The organism is Oleiphilus sp. HI0086 (assembly GCF_001635225.1).
Genome location: NZ_LWFZ01001030.1, coordinates 1 through 631 on the forward strand (window position 1 = coordinate 1; position 631 = coordinate 631).

General features: G+C 48.3%; 1 protein-coding gene. It reads right to left on the reverse strand.

Features of this window, described 5'->3' with window-relative positions:
• The coding region (locus A3756_RS18430; protein WP_068554215.1) for a MaoC family dehydratase N-terminal domain-containing protein at positions 1 to 631 on the reverse strand (631 nt) is incomplete at both ends.

The window sequence follows — 631 nt, forward strand, 5'->3', positions numbered from 1 at the left end:
GCAATATTATGACGTTTAAGTTCTAACAATAAAGTCACCAGCAATGGCCCATGAACAACCAAGGCAGGATACAGCTCTTCGTTTACCGCGTAGTCGCGATCATAATGAATACGATGGCCGTTATAAGTCAGCGCCGAGTAGCGGTATAGCAACACTGGGTTTGGCGTGATTTCTTGCGAAAAATCGGCTTCAGAAAGCGCAGGCTTGCCTGGTGGCAACTCAGCTCTTTCTGTTGGTTGCTCCCGGTAAACAATATTCTGTACCTGGCTGATACACAGCTCACCCGCTTGTGAAATATCATGGCGAACATTAACGAAAACCAACACGCCGGTACTACCCGTTTTAAGTTCAACAGATTCAATCGTCGATAATCGAGAGGCCGGCTGGCCAATAATCAAAGCCTTATGACACTCAACCTCACCGGCCGCCCACATCCTGCGAGGAAGTGGTACAGGGGGTAAAAAGCCACCTTTATCCGGGTGCCCATCAACACCTGTTGCACTGGCTTTTGGCGTTGGCAGAAAATACATCCACTCCCAAAATGGAGGTAAGGCATCACCTTTCTCGGGTAGAGTCTCGTTATCAAGTGCCGCAGCCAAAGCTTGCGCCTGAAAAAGACTAATATCATCTT